The organism is Streptomyces sp. a15 (assembly GCF_059026085.1).
This window is the reverse complement of sequence record NZ_JBWLKM010000059.1, coordinates 31,246-57,296: the sequence shown is the minus strand read 5'-3', so window position 1 is coordinate 57,296 and position 26,051 is coordinate 31,246. Positions and strand designations below refer to the sequence as shown.

General features: G+C 69.2%; 23 protein-coding genes and 2 pseudogenes. 13 read left to right on the top strand and 12 right to left on the bottom strand.

The window, feature by feature from the left end; translation table 11 throughout:
* The first annotated feature begins 178 nt into the window (after positions 1–178).
* Positions 179–514, top strand: a complete 336-nt coding sequence (locus AC5P09_RS37740; RefSeq protein WP_493878210.1) for a MerR family transcriptional regulator — start codon at positions 179–181, stop codon at positions 512–514.
* 439 nt (positions 515–953) lie between these two features.
* On the opposite strand, the gene AC5P09_RS37735 is transcribed toward AC5P09_RS37740, so the two are convergent.
* Together AC5P09_RS37735 and AC5P09_RS37730 are read right to left on the bottom strand one after the other, a co-directional pair.
* Positions 954–1,724 carry a glutaminyl-peptide cyclotransferase gene (locus AC5P09_RS37735; protein ID WP_493878214.1) on the bottom strand — a complete coding sequence of 257 codons (771 nt, stop codon included), beginning with the start codon at positions 1,722–1,724 and terminating at the stop codon, positions 954–956.
* 557 nt (positions 1,725–2,281) lie between these two features.
* Positions 2,282–3,187 carry a LysR family transcriptional regulator gene (locus tag AC5P09_RS37730; RefSeq protein ID WP_493878209.1) on the bottom strand — a complete coding sequence of 302 codons (906 nt, stop codon included), beginning with the start codon at positions 3,185–3,187 and terminating at the stop codon, positions 2,282–2,284.
* A gap of 96 nt (positions 3,188–3,283) precedes the next feature.
* Here AC5P09_RS37730 and AC5P09_RS37725 point away from each other — a divergent pair, with 96 nt between their 5' ends.
* The 3 genes from AC5P09_RS37725 to AC5P09_RS37715 all read left to right on the top strand — a co-directional run bounded on the left by AC5P09_RS37725 (position 3,284) and on the right by AC5P09_RS37715 (position 6,699).
* Positions 3,284–4,138 (top strand): alpha/beta fold hydrolase, encoded by an 855-nt coding sequence (locus tag AC5P09_RS37725; protein ID WP_493878208.1) that lies wholly within the window; start codon positions 3,284–3,286, stop codon positions 4,136–4,138.
* Positions 4,135–4,947 (top strand): LLM class flavin-dependent oxidoreductase, encoded by an 813-nt coding sequence (locus AC5P09_RS37720; RefSeq protein ID WP_493878207.1) that lies wholly within the window; start codon positions 4,135–4,137, stop codon positions 4,945–4,947. Before AC5P09_RS37725 ends, AC5P09_RS37720 begins: the two co-directional genes overlap by 4 nt.
* A gap of 501 nt (positions 4,948–5,448) precedes the next feature.
* Positions 5,449–6,699: an MFS transporter gene (locus AC5P09_RS37715; RefSeq protein WP_493878206.1), complete on the top strand. Its 1,251-nt coding sequence runs from the start codon at positions 5,449–5,451 to the stop codon at positions 6,697–6,699.
* Between the two features lie 228 nt (positions 6,700–6,927).
* Here AC5P09_RS37715 and AC5P09_RS37710 read toward each other — a convergent pair whose 3' ends face one another.
* Entirely contained in the window at positions 6,928–7,866 is a 939-nt protein-coding gene (locus AC5P09_RS37710) for a sigma-70 family RNA polymerase sigma factor (RefSeq protein ID WP_493878205.1), read from the bottom strand.
* Positions 7,867–7,876: 10 nt separating this feature from the next.
* Positions 7,877–9,073: an NAD(P)/FAD-dependent oxidoreductase gene (locus tag AC5P09_RS37705; protein WP_493878204.1), complete on the bottom strand. Its 1,197-nt coding sequence runs from the start codon at positions 9,071–9,073 to the stop codon at positions 7,877–7,879.
* Positions 9,074–9,257: 184 nt separating this feature from the next.
* Between AC5P09_RS37705 and AC5P09_RS37700 the strand changes: the two genes are divergently transcribed.
* Positions 9,258–9,773 (top strand): DUF6896 domain-containing protein, encoded by a 516-nt coding sequence (locus tag AC5P09_RS37700; RefSeq protein WP_493878203.1) that lies wholly within the window; start codon positions 9,258–9,260, stop codon positions 9,771–9,773.
* 131 nt (positions 9,774–9,904) lie between these two features.
* Positions 9,905–10,167 (top strand): annotated as a pseudogene (locus tag AC5P09_RS37695) (transposase); the annotation flags it as partial.
* A 28-nt stretch (positions 10,168–10,195) separates the two neighbouring features.
* On the opposite strand, the pseudogene AC5P09_RS37690 reads toward AC5P09_RS37695, so the two are convergent.
* Positions 10,196–10,939, bottom strand: a pseudogene (locus AC5P09_RS37690) (FAD-dependent oxidoreductase); the annotation flags it as partial.
* 50 nt (positions 10,940–10,989) lie between these two features.
* Here AC5P09_RS37690 and AC5P09_RS37685 point away from each other — a divergent pair.
* The 7 genes from AC5P09_RS37685 to AC5P09_RS37655 all read left to right on the top strand — a co-directional run bounded on the left by AC5P09_RS37685 (position 10,990) and on the right by AC5P09_RS37655 (position 18,607).
* Complete coding sequence (locus AC5P09_RS37685; protein WP_493878213.1) at positions 10,990–11,280, top strand: TetR/AcrR family transcriptional regulator C-terminal domain-containing protein; 291 nt, start codon at positions 10,990–10,992, stop codon at positions 11,278–11,280.
* 230 nt (positions 11,281–11,510) lie between these two features.
* Complete coding sequence (locus AC5P09_RS37680; RefSeq protein WP_493878202.1) at positions 11,511–11,921, top strand: DUF6924 domain-containing protein; 411 nt, start codon at positions 11,511–11,513, stop codon at positions 11,919–11,921.
* A gap of 367 nt (positions 11,922–12,288) precedes the next feature.
* A complete protein-coding gene (locus AC5P09_RS37675) occupies positions 12,289–12,831 on the top strand; it encodes a DUF1707 SHOCT-like domain-containing protein (protein ID WP_493878201.1) in 543 nt (180 codons plus the stop codon).
* Between the two features lie 305 nt (positions 12,832–13,136).
* Positions 13,137–13,985 carry a putative RNA methyltransferase gene (locus AC5P09_RS37670; protein WP_493878200.1) on the top strand — a complete coding sequence of 283 codons (849 nt, stop codon included), beginning with the start codon at positions 13,137–13,139 and terminating at the stop codon, positions 13,983–13,985.
* A gap of 866 nt (positions 13,986–14,851) precedes the next feature.
* Positions 14,852–15,049, top strand: a complete 198-nt coding sequence (locus AC5P09_RS37665) for a hypothetical protein (RefSeq protein ID WP_266446428.1) — start codon at positions 14,852–14,854, stop codon at positions 15,047–15,049.
* Between the two features lie 1,164 nt (positions 15,050–16,213).
* Positions 16,214–17,239, top strand: coding sequence for a terpene synthase family protein (locus tag AC5P09_RS37660; RefSeq protein WP_493878199.1), 1,026 nt, complete (start codon positions 16,214–16,216; stop codon positions 17,237–17,239).
* 3 nt (positions 17,240–17,242) lie between these two features.
* Positions 17,243–18,607 carry a cytochrome P450 gene (locus tag AC5P09_RS37655; RefSeq protein ID WP_493878198.1) on the top strand — a complete coding sequence of 455 codons (1,365 nt, stop codon included), beginning with the start codon at positions 17,243–17,245 and terminating at the stop codon, positions 18,605–18,607.
* A gap of 228 nt (positions 18,608–18,835) precedes the next feature.
* Here AC5P09_RS37655 and AC5P09_RS37650 read toward each other — a convergent pair whose 3' ends face one another.
* From AC5P09_RS37650 to AC5P09_RS37620, 7 genes are all read right to left on the bottom strand, one after another.
* Positions 18,836–19,714, bottom strand: a complete 879-nt coding sequence (locus AC5P09_RS37650) for a class I SAM-dependent methyltransferase (RefSeq protein WP_493878197.1) — start codon at positions 19,712–19,714, stop codon at positions 18,836–18,838.
* A 169-nt stretch (positions 19,715–19,883) separates the two neighbouring features.
* On the bottom strand, positions 19,884–20,477 hold the full coding sequence (locus AC5P09_RS37645) for a helix-turn-helix domain-containing protein (protein ID WP_493878196.1): 594 nt from the start codon (positions 20,475–20,477) through the stop codon (positions 19,884–19,886).
* A gap of 361 nt (positions 20,478–20,838) precedes the next feature.
* On the bottom strand, positions 20,839–21,558 hold the full coding sequence (locus tag AC5P09_RS37640; RefSeq protein WP_493878195.1) for a hypothetical protein: 720 nt from the start codon (positions 21,556–21,558) through the stop codon (positions 20,839–20,841).
* A 402-nt stretch (positions 21,559–21,960) separates the two neighbouring features.
* Positions 21,961–22,485 carry a hypothetical protein gene (locus AC5P09_RS37635; protein ID WP_493878194.1) on the bottom strand — a complete coding sequence of 175 codons (525 nt, stop codon included), beginning with the start codon at positions 22,483–22,485 and terminating at the stop codon, positions 21,961–21,963.
* Between the two features lie 33 nt (positions 22,486–22,518).
* Positions 22,519–23,655: an outer membrane protein assembly factor BamB family protein gene (locus AC5P09_RS37630; RefSeq protein ID WP_493878212.1), complete on the bottom strand. Its 1,137-nt coding sequence runs from the start codon at positions 23,653–23,655 to the stop codon at positions 22,519–22,521.
* Between the two features lie 338 nt (positions 23,656–23,993).
* Complete coding sequence (locus tag AC5P09_RS37625) at positions 23,994–24,776, bottom strand: DUF899 domain-containing protein (protein WP_493878193.1); 783 nt, start codon at positions 24,774–24,776, stop codon at positions 23,994–23,996.
* 243 nt (positions 24,777–25,019) lie between these two features.
* Positions 25,020–26,051, bottom strand: coding sequence for a LacI family DNA-binding transcriptional regulator (locus AC5P09_RS37620; protein ID WP_493878192.1), 1,032 nt, complete (start codon positions 26,049–26,051; stop codon positions 25,020–25,022).

Below are 26,051 nucleotides of genomic sequence, written 5' to 3'. Positions count from 1 at the left end.
TGAGGTGGTCTCCGGTCAAGCAACCGCGATCCCAGCATCCCCGACAGCATCTGGGTCGGGTCTGCGGAGACAGAAGGCCGGCGCAGTACCGGGGCCGGCAGATGGTGTAGCTGTTCCTTCGGGGCCCTGGTGTCATACGGCACCAGGGCCCCTCCACGCGTTCCACAGAGAGGTGCAAGTGACAGCAGACGACACGTACGGCCGACTCGACGACGACTACCCCGCCTACACCATGGGCCGGGCCGCCGAAATGCTCGGTACCACCCAAGGCTTCCTCCGCGCCATCGGAGAAGCCCGCCTCATCACCCCGCTCCGATCCGCAGGCGGACACCGCCGATACTCCCGCTACCAGCTGCGCATCGCCGCCCGCGCCCGGGAACTCGTCGACCACGGCACCCCCATCGAGGCCGCCTGCCGCATCATCATTCTTGAAGACCAGCTCGAAGAAGCGCAGCGCATCAACGCCGAGTACCGCGACGCCGCCGCGTCAGCAAACCCAACGGCCGCGGCCTGAGACGGCTGAAGCCTGCAAAGCCCCAAGAACATCGCGAAGCCACCCACTGCCCGGGACGCACGCACAGCGTTCCGGGCAACTTCGTCTACGGCCCTGGGGCTGAGACCTACGCACGGATGGTCACCGCCTGCTGGGAAGGGACTACGACCGACCGCACCGGCGAGGACAAGTCGCTGCATGCCTCCCCTTTCCTCCCCGTACCCCTACCCGTACGGCACAGGCTTCCTCAATGACGCCGACCAGCGACGGGTCCTCTCCGCACGCGATGGAGCAGGACCCGCCGGCGCCGGCTGTCTACTCAACCGGGCTCGCGCCGTCAGTTGTGGCCGACCGCATCCACATAGCCGACAGGCTGCGGGAGAAGGCAGCCACCATGCGGGTCATTCGGGCCTGTGTTGGGCCAAGGCCAGCGACCAGACGGGGTGGCCGGTCGGGCGGCTCACGCCGGGACGAAGGCGACCTGGAACATGCGAGGCCAGTGCTTGCCGGTGATCAGGAATTCGTTCGTTCCTGGTACGGCGGCGATGCCATTGAGTTGCTCGGCTCGGTGGGCTTCCGATGCCGTCAGGAGTCCGGCGGCGTCGATCTGCGCGGTGACGGCGCCGGTGTGCGGGTCGATGCGCACGATCGTGTCTGTGAGGTAGACGTTGGCGTAGACGAAGCCGTCGGGCGCGCATTCCAATTCGTTGATGTGTGTCACCGGTTGGCCGCCTTGGCGCACGCTGATGCCGCCCGTTCTCTTGAAGGTCTTGGGGTCGCGGAAGGTGAGCCGGCTCGTGCCGTCGCTCATCACGAGCCGTTCCCGGTCGGCGACGCGTTGATGGCACAGGCCCCAGCCTTCGCCCTCGTACGTGACCCGGCGGCGTTCCGCGAGTGTGGTGGGGTCGCGCTCGATGGCGATGCCGTTACGCCAGGTGAGTTGCCACAACCTGTCGCCGGCCAGGGTGATGCCCTCGCCGAACAGTGGCGCCGGCAGCTCGGCATACACCGTGGGCGGCCTGCCTGGCGGCCCTGCGCGCAGGGAGGACTGACCGACCAGTCCCGTGCTCTCGTACAGGGTCCCGCCGCGGAACTCCAGGCCCTGGGTGAAGGCCAGAGGATCGTGGGGAAAGGTCTCTCGGACCTGGGCCCGCAGCAACTGGACGCCGTGCGAGCTGAACCCAGGGGGCACTCCCGGCTCGGTCCCGGTCGTATCGTCGAGTGCGGACATCATCGGGCTGGGGGCCGGCACGCGGTCACGGTCGGCAAGGTCGACCGCTGAGTGCACAGCACTGTCATGGTCGGCAGCGCCGCACGCCCCGACAGCGCCGGTGAGCAGTGCCCCGACGGCTACCGCCACCACCCCTACTGCCCGTGCGCGGTTGCTCGATCCGGTCCTTCCCGTGTGTCGTGAGGCGCCGAACTGGTTGTCCGCCCTACCGCATCCAGAACCCGCCGACAGGACCGTCGGCCGCCAGAGCGCCCATGCGAATGCTGCTCGGCGTGCGGCTGGTGTTCGCTGGCGCACAGAGTCACTCCCTCCTGGTGCGTCACACGGGCGCGCCGACGAGCTGAGGGCCGGACACCTTGGCATCTCGGGCCTTCGGCGCACTCTCCGCACCTGCGGTCCATCCGTCGACCGCAGGCGACCGGTGACCGTGATCGTGGGTCGTCCGCGGTGTGTGGTGCTGACGAAGGAAGAGATACCCGCAGCAGCGTCGTCGCGCATCCGGGCCACCGCGCCGGACGGAACCCGCCGCGAACGGCAGAGTGATGCTTACGAGCGCATCAAGCACTGGCCGGCGGCGGCGCGAGATCGGCCGCGACCGCGACGGCGATCTCGATGGCCCGGCCGGCAAGTGGTGAGTGGGTACGTCCGGCCCGCCAGTGCAGGTAGATCTCCCGCGACGGCAGGGACGGCTGTAGTTCGTGGACGCGGAGCCTGTCGTCGGACGGGACATCGGCACCGCGGATGGCGAGCCAGGGCAGCACCGCCGATCCCAGGCCGGCTCGCACCATCGACAACAGGGTGTCGTTGACCGCGCTGCGGAACACGACCTGCGGACGGGCACCGCTGCGGGCGAGGGCCTGCTCCATCAAGGGCTGGTCGCAGGTCAGCGGCCAGGCCACCATCGGTGCCCCGTCGAGCCGCTCCAGCGGGACCGGACCGTCGGGGAAGGTGCCGGCGCCTGCCACCAGCAGGTACGGATCGTCGAGCAGCTTGCGGTGCTCGACGTCGCCGTCGATGCGGCCGTCGTAGAACAGCAGGTCGAGGTCACCGATCTGCGGCTGCTCCGGCTCTTCCTCGGACAACCTGATGTCGCAGCCGGGGTGCTCGTCTCGCAGCCGGCGCACGACCGACGGCAGGATCACGTTGGACACGCTCTGGAAGGTGCCGATGTCGATCCGGCCGTCTCCCGCCTTGAACCGGTCCACGGCGTCGGTCAATGCCTCCGCCTTCGCCAGCAGTTCGCGACCCTGGTTGAGGACCACGGAGCCCAGGGGGGTGAGCCGTACCGGTTTGGGGCCGCCCGGCCGGTCGAACACCGGACCGCCGACGGCCCTCTCCAACGCGGCGATCTGTTGGCTCACCGTCGACTGGGTGTACCCGAGACGGGTGGCCGCCCGACCGAACGAGCCCTCCTCGGCGATGGCGGCCATCGCCGCCAGATGGCGCAGCTCCACGTTGCTCACGTGTTCCAGCGTAGCGACGCCCATTGCCACAAGCGATCGAATCGATCGGAAATCATCGCTTTTCACAATCGATGCGCGGGCTCTAGCGTGCCAGACATGACCCCACATCAATCTCACGGCGAGCAACTCCTCAAAATCAACGGCGCCGAGCTGTGTGTCGAGACCTTCGGCGACCCCGCGACCCCGCCGATCATGCTGGTCGCCGGGTCGGCCGCCTCGATGCTGTGGTGGGACGCCGAACTGTGCGAACAGATCGCCGCCCGCGGCCGGTTCGTGGTCCGCTACGACCATCGGGACACCGGCCGCTCGGCCTGCTACCCACCGGGACAGCCGACGTACTCGTTCACCGACCTGACTCTGGACGTGCTCGGTATCCAGGACGTCTTGGGCATCGAGCGCGCCCATGTGGTCTGTCAATCGATGTTCGGCGGGATCGGACTCATCCTCGGGGTGGACCATCCCGATCGGGTTGCGTCGCTGACGTTCGTCTCGAGCTCGACCGGGGCCGACGACCTGCCGCCGCCGTCGAGCAACCTGGCCATGCCGGCCGAGCCGGATTCCTCCGACGCGGCCGCGGTCGTCGAGTACGTGGTCGCCGGCTCGAGGGCGTACGCCGGTGGCTCGCCGCACTTCGACGAGGCCGCGATCCGAGCGTTGGTCGAACGTGACGTGGCGCGCGCCAGGAGCTACGCATCGACCCTGGTCAACCACTACGCCATCGAGCTCGACGGACCGGCCCGAGGTGGCTTCGGCGACATCGCGGCGCCGACACTCGTGGTCCACGGCGACCACGACCCACTCCTTCCGCCGGCGCACGGCGAGGCGCTGCGCGACGCGATCCCCGGTGCGGAGCTGCTGGTCCTCAAGGGAGCCGGGCACGACCTGCCGAGGCCGGTGTGGGATGACTTCGTGTCGGCCCTGGCGCGGCACACGGAAGGAGGCCGCTCATGAACCGGCTACGGTCGGCCCTCTGGCTGCCGCTCTTCGACGACCTCGCCGACCCGCGGGTGGTGGCGCGACTGGCCGCCGACGCGGAGGAAGCCGGGTGGCACGGCTGCTTCGTGTGGGATCAGCTGTGCTGGCGGGCGCCGGTGCGACTGGTCGCCGACCCGTGGATCGCGCTGGCGGCGATCGCGACCGCGACCGAGCGGTTGCGGCTCGGCCCGATGGTCTCGACGCTTGCCCGTCGACGGCCGGCCAAGGTCGCGCGCGAGACCGCGACGCTGGATCGGCTCAGCGACGGCCGCCTCACTCTCGGCGTCGGCCTCGGCAGCGACCGGTTCGCCGGCGAGCTGTCCAAGACCGGCGAGCAGCTCGACGACCGGCGGCGCGGGCAGATGCTCGACGAGTCCTTGGCGATCCTGGCCGCAGCCTGGTCCGGCGAACCGGTGCATCACCGCGGCGAGCACTACACCGTCGACGACATCGCGTTCCTGCCGCGGCCGGTTCAGCGGCCCGGCGTGCCGGTGTGGGCCGCCGGATTCCCCGGCAACGTCAGGCCGATCCGCCGGGCCGCCCGGCTCGACGGCTTCTTCCCGGCCAATCTCGAGCACCCGGACCAGCTTGCCGAGGTCGTCGGCACCCTCACCGAACTGCGCCATGGCGAGATGGCCTCGTACGACATCGCCGTCAGTCTGCCGCTGGGCGTCGATCCCGAGCCGTACGCGCAGGCCGGCGCGACGTGGTGGCTGCCGGAGTTCGAACCGGCTGTACGGCTCGACACCGTGCGTGGCGTACTCCGCGACGGCCCAGTGGCGTGAGGACGCGGTCGCGCTGTTCGACTACGAGGCGTTTCCTGTACAAACTCCGCTGCAGCACCTACCCACATCACCGGTATACCCGCACCCTCATCGCGCGGAATACGCTCACGGCAAGGACGGTCTCGGGGAGTGTCCGACTCGCTCCCCGATCCGGAGCATGCCGTGGATTCCCGGTCCGCCGTCGAATCACTGCCGGCGTCCTGGACACCGCAGAGTCACCCGTGACGATCGCGGCGATCGCCCCCTGCCCAGTATTGCGCTGCTCTTGGCCGTCTACCTGCAGCTCAGCCGCCGCATAGGTCGCCTCGTGGTGATGGGCGCTGCCGCAGCAGGCGGCAACGTCACAGCGAACGCGCAATTCAACGTCTGGAAGCGGCGAGCAGTCGAAGGCTCCTGTACAGCCCTCAGCCGCCTCCGCTACGTTGACGATCAGAATCGGGCTCGTCGACGCGTTGGTGGCTGGGAGGCGCGTCTCCTCGACGTGCCCCGATGGAGACATCAGTGTCATACCGCTCCCTGCTGCGCGTTGCGGGCGCCGGCTTCTTCCCCTTGGGATTTTCCGCCCGCCTGCCATACGCGGCCTCGGCCCTCTCCACTCTCATCCTGCTCCAGGCATCGACCGGCAGCTACGCCTTCGCCGGCCTCGCCAGCGCGGCCCAGAGCATCGCCATTGCCATCGGCGGCCCCCTGGTCGGGGCCCTGGCCGATCGCTACGGCCACCGATCCGTCGGCGTTGCTGCCGCACTCGCCAACTTCGCTGCCTGGGCCGCCCTGTTGGCCGCGAGCCACGGCACCCGGGAGGGCATGTTCGCGGCGGCCACTCTCGTGGGCCTGACGCAACCTCAAGTCGGTCCTCTCGTACGAGTGCACTGGTCCCGTCTGGTGCGCTCGCACGACGAGCACCATTTGTTGCCCGTGGCGCTGTCCTATGAGGCATCCGCGGATGAGCTGAGCTTCGTCGCCGGACCCGCGCTCGTCGGGCTGCTGGCCGCACTCAGCCCCCTCGCCCCCGCCGTGGTGACCATGTTCCTGATCGCGGGAAGCACCCTTCCCTTCGCACTGCTCTACGCCCACCGCACCACGCACCGACCCTCTTCGGGCGAGCCTGGGAAGCCGCACCTGCCACGTCGTCCCCTGGCCGTCATGTTCCTGGCGATGGTCGCCATGGGGGCGGTCTTCGGCGCAGTCCAGACGGCCGTCACCGTGTACGCCGACACGATCGACAAGCCCGGCGCCTCCGGGCTCTTGTACGCCGAGTTCGGCGTCGGCAGTGCCCTGGCCGGCCTCGCCTGCGCCTGGCTCCCACAGCGGTTCTCCCTGCGCGCCCGCTACGTCTCGTTCGCTACGGCACTCTTCGTCGGCATGCTGATCCTCTTCATCGGCACCCAGCTCGTGTCCCTTCCGGTCGCCGTCGCGCTGGCCAGCTTCACCGTCGCGCCCTACATGATCAGCATCTATGCCCTGACCGAGCGACTGGCCCCCGCTGCCCGGGCTGCGATCGCCATGACCATCCTGTGCGCCGGCGGCCCCCTCGGGACAGCCGCCGGACAAGCGGTCTCCGGCGGCTTCGCGGACACTCACGGCGTCGAAGGCGCCCTCCTGGTTGCCCTCGTCGTGGCAGCAGGCGCGCTCCTGCTCGCCCTCTGGGCATTCCTGGCCGACCGGGGTCGCAATATCTGGATCATCGACCGCGTACCGGCCAAGGACCAGGTGTCCCGAGAACCCCTCGAACAGTCGCAGGACGCCCTCTGAACAACAGCGGCCCGGCCGGCGCTCCGGCCCGAGCGCGCCGGCGCGGGCTCTGTCTGCCGGGCCAGCTGGTGTGGGGGTGGGAAGGCCGGTCCGACGTGTCGCTCGCCTCTGAGCAGAGAGACCACTCGGTCCAACAAAGAGATGATGGCGGCGGCTCCTACCGCCGTCCCGCCCTCGGTCAAGGCGGATCGCAGCCGTTGCAGGGCGTTGACACGCTGCTGGCTCTGGTCACCATGCGTTGATGACCGGCGCGTCGGGTTCCTGCTGCCGCCAGGCCTCGTTGAGGCGCACGAGCCGGTCTGCGGCGGCGATGCCGCGCAGGGACGCGACCTTGCCGTCGCTGACTTCGAACGCCACGGCGCCCACGACCCGGTCGTCGACCACGGCGAGGACGGCCGGGGAGCCGTTGACCCACGCGATATGCATCGCGGGCGAGCCGCCGGCCAGCCGCCGCTTCGCCGGCGTGGGCTTGAAGCCGGCCCGCACGTAGGAGGCGACCCGCTCACGCGTCTCGTACCGCAACAGCCGCTTGGCCAGTCCGGCGCCGTCCGAGACCGCCGTCACGTCGTCGGTGAGCAGCGCCACCAGCCGTTCCGTGCGCCCGGACATGGCGGCGGCGAGGAACTCCTCGACGACCCGGCGCGCGGACGCGGGGTCGGCCTGGCCGCCGCGGCGGCGCTCGGCGGCGACCCTGATCCGAGCCCGGTGGACATGCTGCTGGCTCGCGGACTCGGTGATGTCGAGGATCCCGGCGATCTCGGCGTGGCTGTACGAGAAGGCCTCGCGCAGGACGTAGACGGCTCGCTCGACCGGCGAGAGGCGTTCCAAGAGGGTCAGTACGGCCAAGGACACCGATTCGCGTTGCTCGAAGGTGTCGGCCGGGCCGAGCATCGGGTCGCCCTCGAGGAGCGGCTCGGGCAGCCAGGCACCGGCCGCTCGCTCGTGTCGCGCCTGCGCCGAGCGGAGCCGGTCGAGGCAGATATTGGTGACGACCTTGGTCAGCCACGCTTCCGGCACCTCGACCCGTTCGCGGTCTGCGGCCTGCCAGCGCAGGAACGTGTCCTGCACGGCGTCCTCGGCGTCGGCGGCCGAGCCGAGCAGACGGTACGCCAGCGAGGCCAGCCGGCCCCGGCTGGCCTCGAACCGATCGATGGCTGCGCTGTCCATGCGAAGCAGCCTATGCGGCGGCCCTTACACCGGCCCGGTCAGGGGCGGTGGCCAGGCGACGCTTGCGCTTCGGCATGCCGAAGGTCGGGTGGGCGATGCCCCACCCGGCCCCCTTGAGCACGCCCGACTTGAGCCGCGCGGCGGTCCGGCCGCCCAGGTACCAGGACTTCGACCGGACGTCCCCGTCCACCATCTGGAAGATCGCATCCCGCCGCCCGAGGCTGATGTGGTTGCCGTAGTACTTCAGCCCGGTGGCCGGGACCTCGCTGCCCGTCAGGCGCGCAATGATCGCGGCGGTCGCCTGCATGTTGGTGAAGCCGGCCGAGGCGCAGGACATCGGCAGCGGCCGGCCGTTGTCGCCGATCGCGTAGGCGCAGTCACCGGCGGCGTAGACGTCCGGGTGCGAGACCGAGCGCATGGTGCGGTCGACGACGATCTGGCCGGTCTCGGCGACCTCCAGGCCGCTGGCCGCCGCGATGGGGTGCACGGCGAACCCGGCCGACCACACGGTCACGTCGGCCGGGATGGACGGCCCGGCGACACCGCCGGCGATCGCCCGTGTCGGCTCGACGGCTTCGACAGCGGTGTGCTCGTGGACGGTGATGCCGAGCCGGTCGAAGGCCTGGCGCAGGTGACGGCGGGCCTTCGGGGAGAGCCAGGCGCCCAGCTCGCCGCGGGCGGCGAGCGCGACCGAGAGGTCGGGCCGGGACTCGGCGAACTCGGTGGCGGTCTCGATGCCGGTCAGCCCCTCACCGACGACCAGCACGGTGCCGCCCTCGCCCAGGCCGGCCAGGCGCTCGCGCAGACGCAGCGCCGAGGACCGGCCGGTCACATCGAAGGCGTACTCGGCCACGCCGGGGACGCCGTGCTGGGCTACGGAGCTGCCGAGCGCGTAGAGAAGCGTGTCGTAGGTGAGCTCGCTGTCGCCGTCCTCGCCGGTCACGGCGACGGTCCTGCGCTCGGGGTCGACGCCGGTGACCCGCGCCAGGCGCAGCCGCACCCCGGTGCCCGCGAACACGTCGGCGAGCTTGCGGAACCTGAGGTCCTGGCCGATCGCGAGCTGGTGGAGCCGCATCCGCTCAACGAAGTCGGGCACGGCGTTGACGACGGTGATCTCGGTGTCGGCGGGGGAGAGCCGACGGGCCAGGTTTCCGGCGGCGAAGGCCCCGGCGTATCCGGCGCCGAGTACGACGATGCGGTGCTTCATGGCGTTGCTCCTGTCTCGTTCGCGTGCCCCTTGAACGAGACGGCGCTCCGATTGCTGACAGGAGGCGGGTGTGACGCGGGTCACCGAACCAGGACGAGCGGCTGAGCCTCCGACAGACGCTTGTGAGGACTCCCGCTGCGCGGCCGTCCTCATTGGGCGCGCAGATGGCTGGAGGGGGGTGGAAATGGCCTTACTGATCGTTCAGAACGTCGCCGACGGAGACGTCGGGAGCCCACGTGGAACAATCGCCCGTACACGTACGCCGGGGTGGCGCAGTAGGGGAGGGGCGCACGTGACAACAGCGCGTGACCTGGTGATCGGGTACGTCGATGCTCTCGACTCGGCTGGTGAGGCCATGCGGGCGGCGTTCCCCTCGCTCGAGCGGCTTGCGGACGTGCTCGGCCTGGTCCGTTCGCACCGGATCAGCCGAAGCGGCGAAATCGGCACCTACTCCTACAGCGTCCACGGAGCAGGCTGCCTCTTCGTCAACCAGGACGGCACTGAGATCGATGTGGACTTTGCGGCCGACGGAGCGGAGATCTTCGACTTCTGGCGACTACGCCTTTATGCGCAGAGTTTGCCTGAGCCTTTTGACCCCACGGACATTGATCTGCGGTCCGCGGTGGAGTCGCTGAAGCCCCTGCTGGCCGAGGTGCGGCCTGGGTGGTTCAGCGTGGGCGAAGCCAGGGCTTCAGCATGAGACCGGCGTGTCGGGTGGCTGGCCGCGGCCTCGTCAAGCAGAGTCCGCGGGGTGTCCGATGAGCTTGTCCCGTGTTGCCCGAAGGGACGTCCCCGCGTCAGTGGTGGGCTGCTCCGGAGTGACCGCTCGGCGTCGGCCCCTCGCCCGTCGACCGGGGCCGGCCTGGTTCCAAGCTGCACCTGATCGTTGACCGGCATGGAACTCCGCTCGCTGTCTTGCTGACCTGCGGTAACCGCCACGATGTCACTCAAGTGATTCCTCTGCTGGATGCCATACCGCCGCGGCGGGGTCACGGAGCGATCGTTCGCCTGGCTCCATCGGTTCAAACGACTGCGCATCCGCTCCGAACGCCGGTCTGACACTCCATCAGGGCCTGCTGGAACCGGCCTGCAGTGCGCGACGCTGCTCGTGCAGCTCGCGAACGGTGCGCGGTCGCCGAGACAGAGGTCCAGCATTTCGTGCGCGTCGGCGTAGAAGGGTTCGGTGCGCGCGAACAGCGCCTCCTCGTAGGCGATGAGTGCCGTCTCGAAGTCGTCGGGGTGAGCGGCGATTGCCTTACCGAGTTCGGCACCGTCGAACATCGCCAGGTTCGCGCCGTCACCGGACGGCGGCATCAGGTGGGCGGCATCGCCGAGGAGCGTCACTCCGGGCACGCGCTCCCATCGGTGTCCGTCCGGGAGTGTGTGGATCATGCGCGCAACGGGAGCGGTCTCGCCGTCGGTGATCAGCGCGGTGAGCTCCGGAGCCCATCCGTCGAACTCGGCCGCGACCCGAGCGGTCGCGGCGGCGGCGTCGGTGAAGTCGATGGCGGCGATCCACTCGGCGGAGCGGTTCAGCTCGACGTACGTGTGCAGGATGTTCCCCGCCTCGCGGTGCGCGATGATCCCCTTACCCGGGGCCAGTGCGTACATCGCGCCCACACCGACCGCCTCGGCTGTCGCGGTGTGCCGCTCGTCGGCGTCGTACAGGTAGGTCTCGATGAACGTCGTGCCGACGTACTCGGGCTTGGCGTCGGAGAGCAGTGGGCGGATCTTCGACCAGGCGCCGTCGGCGCCGACGAGGAGACTGCTGGTCACGGTTGCGCCGTCGGCGAAGGTCAGCTCGTGTCGGCCATCGCCGAGGGGCCGGACGCCGGTGACCCTGTGGCCCCACTGGACCGTCGGGACGCCGCGCCGCGCCGTCGTCGGGGGCGTGCACCCTTGTCGCATGAACCGGGCTGCCCGCCGAACGGCATTTCGCGGTCTCCACCGCGATCTCCTACTACATCACCGGCGTCAGCGCCCAGATCGTCGCCCCGCGCACCACCGCCGACGCGCCCCCCAGCCGCGACGCCTTCCTTGCCCAGACCGCCGAACGCTGGGAAGAACTCGACCCCGCCGACTACCCCTTCCTGACGCGCACCACTGCGGACCTGCGTGACCACGACGACCGAGAGCAGTTCACCACCGGCCTCCACCTGCTCCTGGACGGCCTGAACACGGCCGCAGACCCGCGACCGCCCGTCTGATGCCGCGATTCAGGCGGTGCAGAGCCGATCGTTCGGCCGTCTGTGCCGCCGTACACCGTGGCCGGCTGCGCCGCCGTACACCGTGGCCGGCTGTGAGCAGTGGGGTTTGACGACGCATCAGGAACCACACCAGCGCCAAGGGCCGAGACCCGGGTGTCACGCAGGGGCTGCGGCCGCCTCACCCTGCGGGGTACGCGGGCCGTTCACCGGATTGGCGGTACCGTCCGCGCATGAATCAGTTCCCCTTCGCTTTGGAAGCCCTCGTTGTGCGCACCGACTTCTCGGCAGACGGTGCTTGGGACGCTCTGCGGGCGGCGCTGTTCTCGCCCAGCAGAGACGGCTTCTTGGCCAACGTCGCACTCATCGACGACGGGAGCTACGAGGGCTTGACTCCCGACCAGGCCCTCGAACTGATCCCCGCGGAGTACCAGCATCCACTTCTTGTCCTGGCGGACTCTGTAGCTCTCGCCTCGACCGAACTGCCGATCCTCGTGGTGGACAGGCGGGGTGAGCGCGGGCGTTGTGTCCGCGTTGTGGCAGCCGAGTTGTGGGGCATCGAGAACAATCTCTCGGGCGCGAACATGGACTTCGAGGAGTTCGCGGGCGCCGTCGACGACGACGGCGTTTTCCGAGGCTTCTGAGTCACTGGCCGCCAGGCGGTGTCGGGCTGCGGGTGCGAGAGGGCGTCCGCCCTTTTCGCTGCGGATGCGGGCGCGTGCTCTGCGCTGGGAGGCGAGCACGTCGGGGTGGCGGGCGTTGCCGTGGCGCCGGCGCGGACAGCGGTGCAGCGCCCGGGTTTGTGCCGGCGGCCCGTCCCGGCCGGTATCGCCATCAGGGCTCGCTGCGAGCCCGCTAAGGCTGCCGGAGGGGGCGTCTGAGCATCGTCTTGGCCGGCGCGTTCCTCGACCTGCCGGTCAAGCTCGTCACTCCAGCCGAGGTGTTGCCGGCGGAGGGGCGACCACGGACCTTGGCGCGTTCGCATCGTCGGCACGGCAGTAAGGTGAAACGGTGACCCCCTTACCGGAAGACTCGCCGCCGCTGATCGGCGAAGACGACCGCGACACGGCCGTGCATCGCCTGCAGGAGGCGTACACCGAAGGGCTCATCTCGCACGAGGAGTTGGACGAACGCCTCCACCGTGTGCTTACCGCCAAGGCGCAGCGCGAGCTCGTGTCGGCTCTGGCCTCACTCCCGGAAGAGCAGCCGGGCGCCACGTCAACGATCGCCGTCGCCGGCGGACGGATCAAGCGGCGCGGCGTATGGCGGGTACCTCGGTTCCTCAAGGTCGAGTCCGCGTTCGGGAGGGTGCGCCTGGATCTGTCCCAGGCGGTCATCGAGCATCCGGTAGTCGACATCGAATTGCAGCTCGGCACCGGCAGGGCCAAGATCACGGTGCCTCGCGACGCGGTCGTTGACGTCGAGGGTTTGCGCACTGGGTGGAAGGACGTGCGCTACAAGGTTCGGCTGCATTCCCGCCCGGGCGGACCGACGATCCGAATCTCGGGGGCCATGGAATTCGGACGTCTGACGATCCGCCACGCCCGGCGTTGAGGCTGCATCCGGCGCTGGGCCGTGTCTCTTGACGTCGGCGGTGGCGCCCGGCACCCACGTTGAAGCTCGTAGAATCGTGGCGTGGCATTCCTGAGCACCCCGCACTACTGCTTCCTGTGACCGGGAAGCATTGAGGGCGATGCCGGACGGCGTCGCCCTCCTTGGTGTGCCTGCTGCGTGAACCTCCTTGCCGGTGCTGCCCGTACGAGGCGGCCCGGGCGCCGGGTCCGTCCCCTCCGGGGGCGGCGACTTCCTGAGCGCGTGCAGGCACGGTCCCTTCCCGTCACCGTTGCCAGGAGTGCCTCGTGCCCGTGTTGCTTCCCCCTGCCCTCGAACCGTTCCTCGACCTGCTGCGCTGCCCGATGTGCCGCACCCGTCTGCACCCCGACCGTGGCACACTGCGCTGCGCGGCGGGCCACACCTTCGATATCGCCCGCCACGGCTACGTCAGCCTCCTCACGGGCACCCGCGCTACCAGCGGCGACGACGCGGCCATGGCCCGGGCCCGGGACCGTTTCCTGTCCACCGGCAGGTACGTCCCCATCCGTCAGGCCGTGGCCCGCCTGGCGGCCGACGCCGTGCCCGAGCAGGGCACGGTCGTGGACGTCGGGTGCGGCACGGGCTACTACCTGGCCGGCGTACTCGACCAGCTGCCCGGCGCCCGCGGTCTGGGCCTGGACACCTCGGCGCGCGCACTGCGCTCAGCGGCCCGAGCCCATGAGCGAGGCGCCGCGGCGACCTGGGACGTCTTCCGTCCCTTCCCGCTGGCCGACGGGGTGGCCGACGTCGTGCTGGACGTGTTCGCCCCGCGCAACCCATCCGAGTTCCGCAGGGTGCTGCGCCCGACCGGCCGGTTGGTCGTGGTGCGTCCTACCGGGCGGCACCTGGCCGAGCTGCGCGGCCAGGTGCCCGGAATGGTCGCGATCGACCCAGCCAAAGAGCAGCGCCTGCACCAGGCGCTGGCCCCCTTCTTCGAGACCGCCGAGACCGAGCACGTCGAGTACGCCACGTCTCTGACCAGGATGGAGGCCCTCGACCTGGTGGGGATGACGCCGAGCGCACGCCACGTGAACCGTGCAGACCTGGACGATGACGGCCTCCTGCCACACCAGGTCACCGTCTCCTTGCTGGCCACCGCCTACCGACTTCGGTGACCACGAGCGGGTGCACGCGCCCACTGACCGACGAGCAGTGGACCCGCCTGGCGCCCTACCTTCCCCACAACAAGGGGAAGGCTGGAGCTGTGCGTCGAGTTCCTGGCCGAGTTCCTGGCCGAGGGCCGAGGGCCGAGCTGCGGGGGTAGCCGACCCGGATGTCCGCGGTCGGCGTGTCGGGGTCGTTCGGTGCCGGGGGCGGGGCGGGTGCCGGGCCGCCACGGCTGCCCGGGGCCGCGGTCGGCAGGGATGGGCACCCGCAGCAGTTTCGCCAGCCGGGGTACCTGCGTGAAGCGGCCGGTGTTGTGGGCGCCGGGGACCGCGCCGCTGCTCGAACGGCACGGAGATACGGGCTCGGCGCCGCATCGGGGATACGGGTGGCGCTCGACGTCGTCCGCATCGGACGAGGGTGCGGTGTGCGTGTCGACATGAGCCCGAATTCGGGTGGATGCTCTTGGGTGCTTGCGCTTTTGGCCGGTTGCCGAAGATCCCGTAAACCTGCACACCGATCACTGACAGGCCGTGCGGAACCTGAACAGGAGCCGCGACCACACTGTATTGGGCGGCCTCGGCGCGGGAGTGTCCGTCTTGGGAATCCTTGGGCAACCGTTGTGGGTGCAGCGAAGAAGCAGGCCGTGTGAAGGAGTCGGTGTGTTCGGTCACCCCGCTGTCACACCGGTGAAGTCGCCTTTCGCAGTGTGCCCCGTTCGAGCCCAGGACGGCTGGCCGCGCCTTTGTCGACGTGCTTTGATCCTGCGCGTGGCGTAAGTCGCCGGGAAGAGTTCCCGTTTTCGTGCATCGGGCGAACTCTGCCGTTCCGAAGTGCCTATTCCATTCCGAAGTACCTGTTCGAAGGGAACCACGCAGTGAACCTTGCATCCCCGGTTGCAACAGCCGAGATCTCCGACGCCGACCTGGACAGCGTCTCCGGCGGCCTCGCGGTCGGCGGCTCCGGCGGTCTCTTCCTTGATACGCCGATCGCGGACGTCTGTGCCGACCTCATGGCCGTTGCTTCGACCGAAGGGCTTGCGACGGGAGCGAGCGTCCACACTGCTGCTCTGTGACAACAACATTGTGCCAACCGCGGCCTCGGATCGGTTGTTCCGGGGCCGTGGGTGGCAACCCTCCACCCATTTCCACGACTTCAGCTCGGTCACTGCCGTCGGTCGTGCCGCCCAGGAGATACCTCGTGCCGGCACGGTGACGACGTAATAACCCGTCTGCCGAGGATGATTCAGCGCGCCGCTGCCAGCCCTTTCAACCCCTCACCACGTCCGCAGAGTTGATCACCGTCCGGTTGGACCGGCACGCGCCCGAGTTCGACATCGCCCTCAACAAGGCCGACTTTGGCGAGCCAGCGTCCGCCAACGGGACATGTACCGCAGCCGTCCAGTCATCGGTCCGCGGAGTGACTACTCGGCAGTGTTAATGCGGCGCTACGCTTCAGCCGATCGCCAATCGGCAGAGTTCTCGTATCGCCTCGTATCGCGATGCCAGGCATCCATTTGGCGACTTCTGACGCTTAAAACGTCGTTTCACTTGGTGAGTCGGCGGTAGCTGACGTTGGCGGAGCCATCACCGCAGGCAGCCTGACGTAGCCAAGAAGATGATCGCGGCCGGCCCGTCGTCCGCCCCCACTTTGTGGGCGTTTCACCTCCGTCGGCTGCACCGCCCGATCGTGTCCCGCCACGTGGTGTAGCCGATCAAGCAAGCGGAACACCCAGGTCGCGGCCCTGATTGCCTTTGTCGACAGCCCTGTTGGGGCTTACGGAGCCGGGACCGGCGGTGACTGCCGCGCGCTCCGTGGCGAGACCTGCCCGCCGGGCCCGGACCGGAGGTGACAGGTCATGATCGGCTACACCACGACAGGGGACGTGACCCACCGCCCGCGCGGAATGGCTTGGAAGGCGCGTTCTTCACCGGCTCACGCACCTGCTTTGATCTGCGTCGGCCGGCGCAGCGGGTCGCGGTCGTAACCCTGGAGCCGGCCTTGGAAGGTCCTGCTTGCTGGTCGATGAAGCGACCGCCGTGATGGCCGGGGCGGGGCCCGCCGAGCGGAGGGCGCTGGGTCGCCGGTGAATGGGGATACGGGGATCCATGACGGCGCGTGGACGAGAGGGCGAGCCGCACCGGCCCACCGCGCGCCTCGGTGAACGCCTTCCTCCACGGTTGCCGACGCTGCAACGCTCTGTCTCCACCACTGCCGAAGCCCACCGACAAGGGGGAGCATGGCAAGGTATTCGATGGCGTTGGCTCTGGGGACACGTATCCGCATCGGCACGATTCCGTACCCGGGGCAGGCACGGCTGCACCCCGGACACGACGCCGTGACGGACGCCGACCACGCCTGGCTGCAGGCATCGGTGCCCTTCACGGACAAGCAGAGCAGGGACGCGTTCCTCAGGGAGAAGATCCCTCGCTGGTCGTGCTGGTGCTACCCCACCGCCGCAGCCGACCGGATCGGCGGCATCAGCCGGCTGTACACACTGCTGTTCGCCCTCGACGACATCGCTGTCCATGAATGGGGTGCCTACGGGGAGTTCATGCGGATGCTCGACGGCACGGGTCTCGATGCGAGCCCCTACTCCACCGCCTACAAAGACGTCTGGGCGGACCTGACCAGTGCGATGTCCGCGGGGATCAGGAACCGGCACGCGCGCACCCAGCGGCGCTGGGCCGAGTCACTGGCCATGGAGAACGCCATACGTGCCACCGGACACCCCGCCCACCCCGACGTCTGTTTCCCGCTGCGCCGCATATCCACCGGCGGGGAGACGGTCATGGTGCCCATCGAACATGGCTTGGGTGTTGACCTGACCGGCGTGATGGCACAGGACCCGGACCTGGCAGGCGTGTGGCGCGTCGCGGGGGCACACGTGGTACTGGTCAATGACCTGTTCTCGCTGCGAAAGGAAATGATCTGCGGCGACGGTATGAACCTGCTGCTGTCGCTGATGCACCACCACGACCTGACCGTGCAGGCTGCCGTGGACGTCCTGTTGGAACAGCTCAGGGACGCCGACGACGAGTACATCTGCCTGTCCCGAGTGCTGCGGGCCCGCTACCGGGGCCACCCGCTGGGCGGCGCCGTGCACCGGTACCTGGAAGGCGTGGGCCACATGATGGCCGGAAACGTCGCCTGGCACTACGAGTCCCGCCGCTACCACGGCCCCGGCCACGCCTGGGACGGCCGCCCGCCCACGGGGCTGGTGCTGCACCCGGACAGGACGGAATTCGAGTACGAGCAGGAGTGAGCCATGAAGCCGAGCTCAGAGGCCATAGTCCCGCCGGTGGTACCCGGCGCCATGCCGCTGGCCGGACACCTGTGGCAGATCCTGCGAGATCCGCTGCTCTTCTTCGAACGGCAGCACCGCCACGTCGGCGTGGCGGTGGTACGCGTGGGCACGAAGCCCCTTCATCTGGTCACGAGGCCGGACTTGGTACGGCAGTTGCTCAACGACCCGGTCACCTTCGACAAGGGCGGGATCTTCATCGAGGGGGTGCGGTCCCTGGCGGGCAATGGCGTGGCGAGGTGTCCCACCGCGGACCACAAGGTGCAGCGTCCGATCCTGCAACCGGCCTTTCACCACCGCAGGATCGTGGAGTACTCCAAGGTGATGGAGGAGTGCGCCGACACGCTGGCGCGCTCCTGGAGCGATGCGCAGCAGCTGGAAATGGTGCGGACCATGCACCGGTTGGCTGCCGAAGTCGTCACCAGGACACTGTTCTCCGGGCCAGGCGCCGCGCACGCGGCGCAGGAGATCCAACGGCTCTTCCCGCCGATGCTGGCAGGGCTGTACCGACGGATGTTCATCCCCGCTGCCTGGGTGCACAAGGTGCCGCTGCCGATCAACATCGCGTTCGACACCGCCCTGAGCGGCATCCATCGCATCATCCGCAAGGAGATCCGCACGTACCGCGCCGACGGGCGGGACCGCGGTGACCTGCTGTCCGCGATGATGCACGCGACCGACGAGAACACCGGCGCCACGCTGACCGACACCGAACTCAAGGAGCAGGTCATCAGCATGCTGATGGCCGCCATCGAGACCACCGGCAGCGCGGCCGCGTGGCTGCTGCACAGCCTGGCCGAGAACCCCGACGCGGAAGGAGCCGTCCTCGAAGAACTGCGCCGTACGGTCGGAGATCGGCAACTCCACGCCCAGGACCTGGGGAACCTGCCGGCGTTCAGGCGCGTCCTGACCGAAGTCCTGCGCCTGTACCCGCCGTTCTGGCTCCTCAGCCGTGTCACCACCCGCCCGGCAACGATCGGCGGGTATCGGATTCCCGCTCACGCGGATGTGGTGTTCAGCCTGTACTGCCTCCACCGTGATCCGAAGGCGTTCCCCTCTCCCCATCGTTTCGATCCCGACCGGTGGCTGCCCGACCGGGTGACGGCCGAGCAGAAGCAAGCACAGATGCCTTTCGGGGTCGGAACCCGCAAATGCATCGGTGATGTGTACGGCCTTACGGAGATTGCGCTGATCGTGGCGACGGTGCTCCGGCACTGGCGGCTGCGACACGCCACCGATGTGGCGGTTACGCCGCTGGTCAAGGGAACGATGAGACCGAACTCTCTGCCCATGGTGGTGACACGTCGGACCGCGGCATTCGTCTACTGAGCTGGAAGTGGGGTTGTCGTGATGAGCACAAGCGGGGTGGAGGCCAAGTCCGTTCTCTGGGAGGCAGGCGTCGAGGAGTGCGGGGTAGTGCTGGATCTTGCTGAGCTCCTGGCGGATGGTGCCGATGCGGTGGTCTGTGCCGGTGCAGGCGCCGCTCGCGGTGTGGCAGCGTCGCAGCAGCGCCCGCGCCCCGATGCCCTCGACCGGGTTGAGCTCGGCATGGCGCCTTCAGGTGCGCCGTGCGGCCCACACGGTGCGCTCGGTGCGGACCGTCAGGTCGCCGCGGCGCAGGATGCTGTGAGGGCTGTCGGTGTCGAGCAACCGGTCGAGGGCGGTGAGGTCCTCGGCTGTCAGTGTCCGGGCGACGCGGCTGCGCATGCGGCGCAGGCTGTTGAGTGCGTAGCGGCCGACTGCGTCGGTGTGGGGTGGGCCGATGTGCACGGTGATGGTGCGTTCGGCCTCGACGGTGAAGCCGGTAGCGGTGAGCTTGGATCCCCAGTCGGCGCCGCGGTGCGGCACGTGTTCGGCGTGGTGCCGGTCGAGTGCGGCGTGGCAGCGTTCCTCGAGACCGGGGCGGTCTTCGGGGGCGTCTTCGGGCAGGAACCTCGGGAGGCCTGCCAGTTCGACGACGGCGAACAGCCCGCCCGGCGCGAGCGTGTCGTGGACCTGGCGCAGGGTGCGGTCGGGATCGGCCATGTGGTGCATGGAGGCTGATGCCCAGACGAGTTCGGGCGTGCCGAGGTCGGGCCAGGTCGTGTCGAGGTCGGCCTGGACGGGGTGCACCCGGTCGGCCAGGCCCAGTTTCGTGGCCTTCTCGAGCAGGCGATGCAGGTGGCTGGTCGAGGTGTCGACGGCGGTCACCTCGGCACGGGGGAAGCGCTCGAGCAGTGCGAAGGTGCCGGTCCCGGTCCCGCAGCCCAGATCCACGATGTGACGGGGGCCGGCTCCGACGGGCAGCCATGCGGTGATGGAGGCGATGTGCTCGGCGAGCACTTCAGCGTCAAGGTCGAGGATCTCCGCCTGGCCGTCGGCGTCGTGGTCCGCTCCGTGCTGGTGGGCCGCGTGCGCTTCGTGGTCGTGTGATGCGCGCGGGGGTGTATGAGTCATGCCGACGACGCTAAGAGAATCACGGGCGTGCGGCGCTGCCGCTTCCCGAAACGGCAAGACGATGGCCGCTTGGCGTGCCGGCTGCGCAAGAAGCCCTCGACGCTGCGGCTTGATACGACCCCTTGCCGCACGGAGACGCGGCTGAGGAGCGGTGTCTCGCGGTGTCCCCTCATGGAGACGGGCGGCTCGCGTCATCGGTGCCCTCGTCGCGCTGGTGGCCGCGGCGGGCGTCACGGTCGAAGATGCCCAAGACCTCGCACGGTCCGCCCTCGGCGCCGATGGCGTGCGGGAGCATCGTCGGGAACTCCGCGGCCTGGTTGGTCTCCACGCGAAAGCGCCGGTTGCCCAACAGCAGGACAGCGGTACCGGAGAGGACGACGAGCCATTCACGGCCGGGGTGGGCGCGCAGACGCGAGGGGCTGTCGGGCGGCGGGTCTGTCATGCGCTGACGTACAACGGTCATACCCGGGTCTGCGCGGATGGGCCACTGCATCCGCCGGCGGGCCGCGTCGATCATCGGGCTGGAGATGACATCGTCGCCGGCGGTCTCGACCAGCTGGTCGAGTGAGGTGTCCAAAGCGCGGGCGAGGGTGACGAGTTGATCCAGCGCGAGGCGGCGCTGACCGTTCTCGATACGGCTGAGCGTGGACGGGCTGAGCCGGGCGCGGGTGGCCAGCTCGTCGAGAGACCAGCCCTGTGCCACGCGCAGTGCGCGGATCCGTTTGCGTACGAGGCTGTCGAGCTCATCAGTGTCTTGCGTCATAGGCAACATTGTATGCTCCCTGCGCAAGGCGCGCCCCAGCGTGATCGCGCAAGGCTCCGCTCCGGCCTGTCACCTCGAGGAAAGGTGCGCCCACTAGATGTGGATGAGGATCTGTCGTAGGGGTCTCGGCGTCGCTGTCGTGCCACTTGGCTTCCAAACGATGGCGCGTCGTCGTCAGGAAGCATCTCGGACAGCACGGCAGCAGCACGATCCGCAGCATCCTTACTGGGCCGTCAGTACGGATCAGTCGGAATCACCGTCAGGCAGTTGTCACTCATCGCCCGCCTCCCTCCTGCCCGCCAGCGGCCGTTCCTCGTTCACCGATCCGGCGAACTCAACCGGTCGCGGCAGTAGTTGGTCCTCAGTATTCTCGGATCTCAGCAGTCTTCCGCGGATCGTCCGCCAGAATGCGGTCCGCGAGCCGCCGGACCTGCTCTTCCAGGGACTGGTCGCGGGTGACGAACAACTCGTAACCGTAGGAATTTGTACGCTCGCCCGGTCCCCGGACCTGGTGGAACTCGACGTCAACACCCTCGGGGCTTGTGAGCTCCGCAGGGACGCCGGGCTCCTCGCGTCGTGGCGAGACACTCGTGAGGACGCAGTCCCAGCGTTCGAACCAGCCACTGTCCGCAAGGGTCTGCTCGAGGAGCCGGGCGACGGTGTCCACCGGCTCTTCCCAGCTGCGATCCGCTGCGGCCCGGGCGAGTTCAGTCTCGTACTGGAGGGAATCGAAGCGGAAGTCCGTCGGCACGGCAGTGATGTTGCTGGTGTTTTCCCAGGCGTCCCAGATCACCCGATCGCCTTCGCGGCGCATGGTGACGTACAGGGCGCCGCAGCAGCCGGCCGTGCAGGTCGGCTCGGCGACCATGACTCTGCGAGGTTCCTCCGTGACCGCCAGCGGCCAGCTCTCGGCGGGCCCCCTCCAGTATCGGCGACTGGGTGCCAGCCCTTCCGGGTGGACCTCCTTCAGGACATCTACGCCGTCGATCAGAGGCCGCACCTCGGCCCAGGGATCCGCCGCCCAGTCATCCGGAATCCTGTGCTGCAAAGTGAAGATACTGATCGCCAGTTGACCGGTCATACCCACATGATCGGTTGAGGCCGCGCAGTCGCATACTCATTTTCCGGCTGTGATCACCTTCGGCTCGTCGCACCGAGCGCGGCCACCGCTCGTGTTCGATCGGAACTGCTCGGACATTGCCCGGGTCAGCCGACAGCGCTCACGGAATGGAGGTTGCCCGGAGGGAGCCGGTCAGTGGTCGGTAGCGGACCGCTGTTGAGATGCAGGTTGCCGAAACGATGGCCGGCGCGCAGGTCGCGTGGGTCGTGCAGACCGGGCACGTCGACCAGGACACGACCGGGACGCGATCCACCGTTCACCGAGATCGGGCCGGCCTGCCTGCACCTCGATGGGCCCCGCTGCGCACTTGCTGGCTCATCCTTAGTCGTGAACGGCTCCTGCCGTCTGCAACCACGATGCGTCTCAGCCCTCGAAGAGAGGATCGTAGGGTTCGCCCTCCGGCGTGAAGATGAGGGCGAAGTCCTTTCCGATCCCGAGCGCCACCTCCCGCAAGCGGGCCAAGACGTCCCCTTCAGCGGCAAGGGCAAGGCCAAGGGCCGCGGCGGCACGGTCCCGTCGGGCCACAAGGTCTGGCATGTCCTCCAGGTACTCGGCCGCGAGCTTGCGGCTTTCCTCCGCGGTGAACGTTTGGCAGTCGCGCCACCAAGGGGCGACCAGCAGGAGCCGCAGAAGTTCGGGCAGGCCGATCGCAACCAGCGCCGCCCCTCCTTCGGAGTCCGCATACAAGACGGGACGTTCCTCGTCACCTTCGCCGCAGAAGAAGAAGGTGCCCCCGGCGCCGTCGCCGGCGAATCCCTCCAGCGCGGCGCCCGAGGCGAGGTGGACATCCTCGACATGGTCGCCTCGGGCCAGGTCGAAATCGCCCGGCCAAGCGAGGAAACTCGCAGCTTCGTCATGCTCGCGGACGGCAGTGATCAACGATTTCATGCGCGGAACCTTATGCCCGCCCGATGACAAGCATCATTGGGAATCAGTTCGTGGCGTCCCGGGACTGATCGGGGCCGAGGACCGCAGAGCGTAGAGGTGACCGTCGCGGGTGCCGACGTAGACCACGCCGTCCGCGACCGTCGGTGAGCCCACCCAGTCGCCGGCGGTGAACGTGGCGTGTGACGCGCCGGTGGCGGCGTCGACCGTGTACAGGGTGTTGTCCCAGCAACCGAAGTGGACCAGGCCGTCGGCCAGGACCGGCGAGGACGCCACCGCCCCCTCGGTGGGGAACTTCCAGTACGGCTCCCCGGTGTCGGCGTCCACCGCGTACAAGTGGTGGTCCCAACTGCCGACGTACACTCTGTCGCCCCGGACCGCGGGCGTCGAGGTCATGTAGTGGTCCGCGTAAAATGCCCACCGCTCCCGGCCGCTGAGCGCGTCAACCGCGTGCAGGCTGCTATGGCTGGTGACATAGACGCTCCCGTCGGCGACCGCCGGTCTGGAGTCCTCGTTCCACTCGCGGCCGGTGGTGAATCTCCAGCGCTTCTCTCCGGTGGCAGCGTCCAGGGCATGGACGCCCTTGTCCTCCTTCGACCCACCGATGTGCACGTACACCACACCGTCGGCCACCGCTGGACTCCCGAGCACCGGGTTGCCCGCCAACACCCACCGCCGTTCGCCGGTGGCGGCGTCGAGAGCCGACAGGCCTTGTTCATTGCTGAGGTACACCACTCCGTCGACCACCGCCGGGCGCGAGGTCACGGGGGCACCGGTGGCGACCTGCCAGATCTGACGCCCGGTGAGCGCGTCCATCGCGTAAGCGAGACCGTCGGCGTGACCGGTTCCGAAGTGGACAACCCCATCGGCCACCGTCGGCGCCAAGACCTTGATCCGATCGCCGCTGGTGACGAACCGCCACCGCTCCTGTCCGGTCGCCGCGTCCAGGGCGTACAGTCCCGATCCGCTGCTGACGTGCACGCCGCCGTCCGCCACGGCCGGGGTCGACATGTTCCATCGGCCCGGGGAGAAGGCCCACAGCTGTCTCTCCGGGCCGGCGCTCACGATGTTCGGGCCGCTGACCTGTGCGCCATCCGACGGCGGCTCGGGGGCCGTTGGAGCACCTGGCCCCAGCCCCAGCCCCCGTCTCAGTCTCCGCCCCAGCGCCTTCATTTGGTGCACCCCGTTCTCGCGCCCCAGCCACGCGGTGACACCGGTAGCTGCCACTGGTGGGCATGATCCCGCACCGCGGGCGGCCGCGGAAGGGCGCCTTGCGTGGACGGACAGCGCGGCGCCCTGGCGGGAATCTCCTCCCGCTCTCGGCGCACGACGGCCGCGCGGACCGGACCTGCCTCACGCCCACCATCCACGCGCGTGTCGGCAACTCCCTCTCCCCGGACAGCGCTTGACGGACATGAAAGGGCCACCGCGAGGGACGATCACCTCCCCGCCTTGGACGGCACCTGCATGGACCACCTGACACCTCGTGCCGATGCCGTCGACAAGGCGCGTCAGTGGTGGTGGCCGTCTCGGCCGAGGGTCTCCACGGGGGTCGCGCCGGGGCGGGTCCACTGCGGTACGGGGCGGCTGGTCGGGCCCCAGGTGGCGTTCCCGTCCGCGTCCGAGCGCCAGGACCAGCATGGGCTGCGCCCCTCGGGCCGGCCCTCGGGGTTGTCCTCCCACGCCTCGCCGCGGCCGTAGGGCGTCATGTCGAGCAGGCCGAGAGACCCGTTGACCCGCTCGTTGCCACGGCCCGTCGTGGAGTAGGTGAGGAACACGCGGTTGCCGTCGCGCAGGAAGCAGGTGAGGTAACCCATGTCGCCGCCGACCGGCGCGTCCACGTCGCGCACCGAATACCAGGGCTGGGTGTAGCCCATGAACTCGACGTAGGAGGCCACCTCGTCCCACGGGCCCGTGGTCAGGACGGCGAACGAGACGTCCCGGGCGTTGAGGTAGACCGCGTCCTTCACGTGCCAGGCCGTGGTGGTGCAGCCCTCGCACTGCCCTTGGTGCGGCGCGCCGTCGTACCACATGTGCTTGTAGACCACGAGTTCGTCGCGGCCCTGGAACAGGTCCAGGAACGGGACCGGGCCGTCGGGTCCGACGACCTCGACCGTCCCGTCGAGCTCCACCATCGGCAGCCGCCGCCGGGCCGCGGCGATCGCGTCGCCCTCACGGGTGTGCGCCTTCTCGCGGACCAGAAGCTCGTCACGGGCGGTCTGCCAGGTGGCCAGGTCAACGACGGGCGGGCGGCCGGGCACCGCCGTGGTCGGGTCGCTCGGCGTGGTCGTCATGGTGTCCTCCGTGGTGGTTCGTGCCGGACAGCGTCGTACGACGTCCCACGACGCTCACCAGAACAGACTCGCGACCCGGCCGGAACTCATCGCGGCATCGGCACCCTTCGCCGAGACCGCGCGGACCGCGTCGGGCTGACAGGTTCACAGACGCGCTCCGAGATCGCGCGTGGGTGCTGATCCAGTCGCACCGAGGGGCCGACCTGACACCGGCCTCCGGTCGGTAGCAGTCCGCCGAGGGGATCAGCTTTCCTGCAGCACCGGAGCAAGTCGTTCTCCCGATCCCCGGACGATCAGGCGGGTCGGGACGGTGAGGGTACGGGCGCGGGAGCGGTCGCCGTCGAGGCGGGCCAGGGCTGTGGTCGCCGCCGCTCTGCCGATTTCTTCAGCGTCCTGGGCGACGACAGTCAGGGCCGGTTCGAGTGCCTCGGCGAGTTCCACGTCGTCGAAGGCGACGACGGCGACGTCCTTCCGCTTGCTGCGGGCGAGTTCGGTGATGATCCCCAGCGCGACGATGTTGTTGCCGGCGAACAGGGCGGTGGGAGGATCCGGCAGGTCCAGGAGCTGGTCGGTCGCGGCGCAGGCCCCGTGCCGGTCGTGGGCGTTGGTGACCAGGGAGCGGTCGTAGGGAAGGCCGGTTTCCTGCAGGGCGGTGCGGTATCCGGCCAGGCGCTCGCGGCGGGTGTAGAGCTTGGTGGGAAGGTCGCCGATGAAGCCGATGCGCCGGTGGCCGTGGGCGATCAGGTGGGCGACGCCGTCGTGGGTGCCTGAGCGGTTGGAGCTGACGACGTTGTCCGTGGACAGACCTACTCCCGGGCGGTCGAGGAACACGACGGGCAGCCCGGCGGCGCGGTGCGTCTTGAGGTGGGAGTGGTCGGCGCCGACGGACGGCACGACCATCAGGATGCTGATGCGGCGGGCGAGGAACTTGTCCGTCAGCGCGCGTTCGCGGTCGGGATCGTCGGCGGAGGAACCCATGAGCAGGGTCAGGCCGCGGTCGCGGACGGTGTCCTCGATGCTCCGGGCCACGGCTCCGAAGAAGGGGTTGCCGAGGTCGGGGATGACCAGTCCGACGGTGGTGTCGGGTCCGCCGACGCGGATGTTGCGGGCCATGAGGTTGGGCTGGAAGCCGAGCTTGGCCACGGCGGCGAGAACCTGTTCTCTGGTCCGCGTCGAGGCGGGCCCGTCCTCGTTGAGGACGCGGGAGACGGTCTTGGCGCTGACGCCGACTTCTCGGGCCACGTCTGCCAGGGTGGGGCGGCGGTTCGCTGCCAT

What these genes read in the sequence shown, in the direction of transcription:
- AC5P09_RS37735 (WP_493878214.1), bottom strand. Translation starts at nt 1,724, where the DNA reads ATGTCCGCACTCGACGATACGACCGGGACCGAGCCGGGAGTGCCCCCT.
- AC5P09_RS37725 (WP_493878208.1), top strand. Translation starts at nt 3,284, where the DNA reads ATGACCCCACATCAATCTCACGGCGAGCAACTCCTCAAAATCAACGGC.
- AC5P09_RS37720 (WP_493878207.1), top strand. Translation starts at nt 4,135, where the DNA reads ATGAACCGGCTACGGTCGGCCCTCTGGCTGCCGCTCTTCGACGACCTC.
- AC5P09_RS37710 (WP_493878205.1), bottom strand. Translation starts at nt 7,866, where the DNA reads ATGGACAGCGCAGCCATCGATCGGTTCGAGGCCAGCCGGGGCCGGCTG.
- AC5P09_RS37705 (WP_493878204.1), bottom strand. Translation starts at nt 9,073, where the DNA reads ATGAAGCACCGCATCGTCGTACTCGGCGCCGGATACGCCGGGGCCTTC.
- AC5P09_RS37700 (WP_493878203.1), top strand. Translation starts at nt 9,258, where the DNA reads ATGGCCTTACTGATCGTTCAGAACGTCGCCGACGGAGACGTCGGGAGC.
- AC5P09_RS37680 (WP_493878202.1), top strand. Translation starts at nt 11,511, where the DNA reads ATGAATCAGTTCCCCTTCGCTTTGGAAGCCCTCGTTGTGCGCACCGAC.
- AC5P09_RS37660 (WP_493878199.1), top strand. Translation starts at nt 16,214, where the DNA reads ATGGCAAGGTATTCGATGGCGTTGGCTCTGGGGACACGTATCCGCATC.
- AC5P09_RS37655 (WP_493878198.1), top strand. Translation starts at nt 17,243, where the DNA reads ATGAAGCCGAGCTCAGAGGCCATAGTCCCGCCGGTGGTACCCGGCGCC.
- AC5P09_RS37650 (WP_493878197.1), bottom strand. Translation starts at nt 19,714, where the DNA reads ATGACTCATACACCCCCGCGCGCATCACACGACCACGAAGCGCACGCG.
- AC5P09_RS37645 (WP_493878196.1), bottom strand. Translation starts at nt 20,477, where the DNA reads ATGACGCAAGACACTGATGAGCTCGACAGCCTCGTACGCAAACGGATC.
- AC5P09_RS37640 (WP_493878195.1), bottom strand. Translation starts at nt 21,558, where the DNA reads ATGACCGGTCAACTGGCGATCAGTATCTTCACTTTGCAGCACAGGATT.
- AC5P09_RS37635 (WP_493878194.1), bottom strand. Translation starts at nt 22,485, where the DNA reads ATGAAATCGTTGATCACTGCCGTCCGCGAGCATGACGAAGCTGCGAGT.
- AC5P09_RS37630 (WP_493878212.1), bottom strand. Translation starts at nt 23,655, where the DNA reads ATGAAGGCGCTGGGGCGGAGACTGAGACGGGGGCTGGGGCTGGGGCCA.
- AC5P09_RS37625 (WP_493878193.1), bottom strand. Translation starts at nt 24,776, where the DNA reads ATGACGACCACGCCGAGCGACCCGACCACGGCGGTGCCCGGCCGCCCG.
- AC5P09_RS37620 (WP_493878192.1), bottom strand. Translation starts at nt 26,051, where the DNA reads ATGGCAGCGAACCGCCGCCCCACCCTGGCAGACGTGGCCCGAGAAGTC.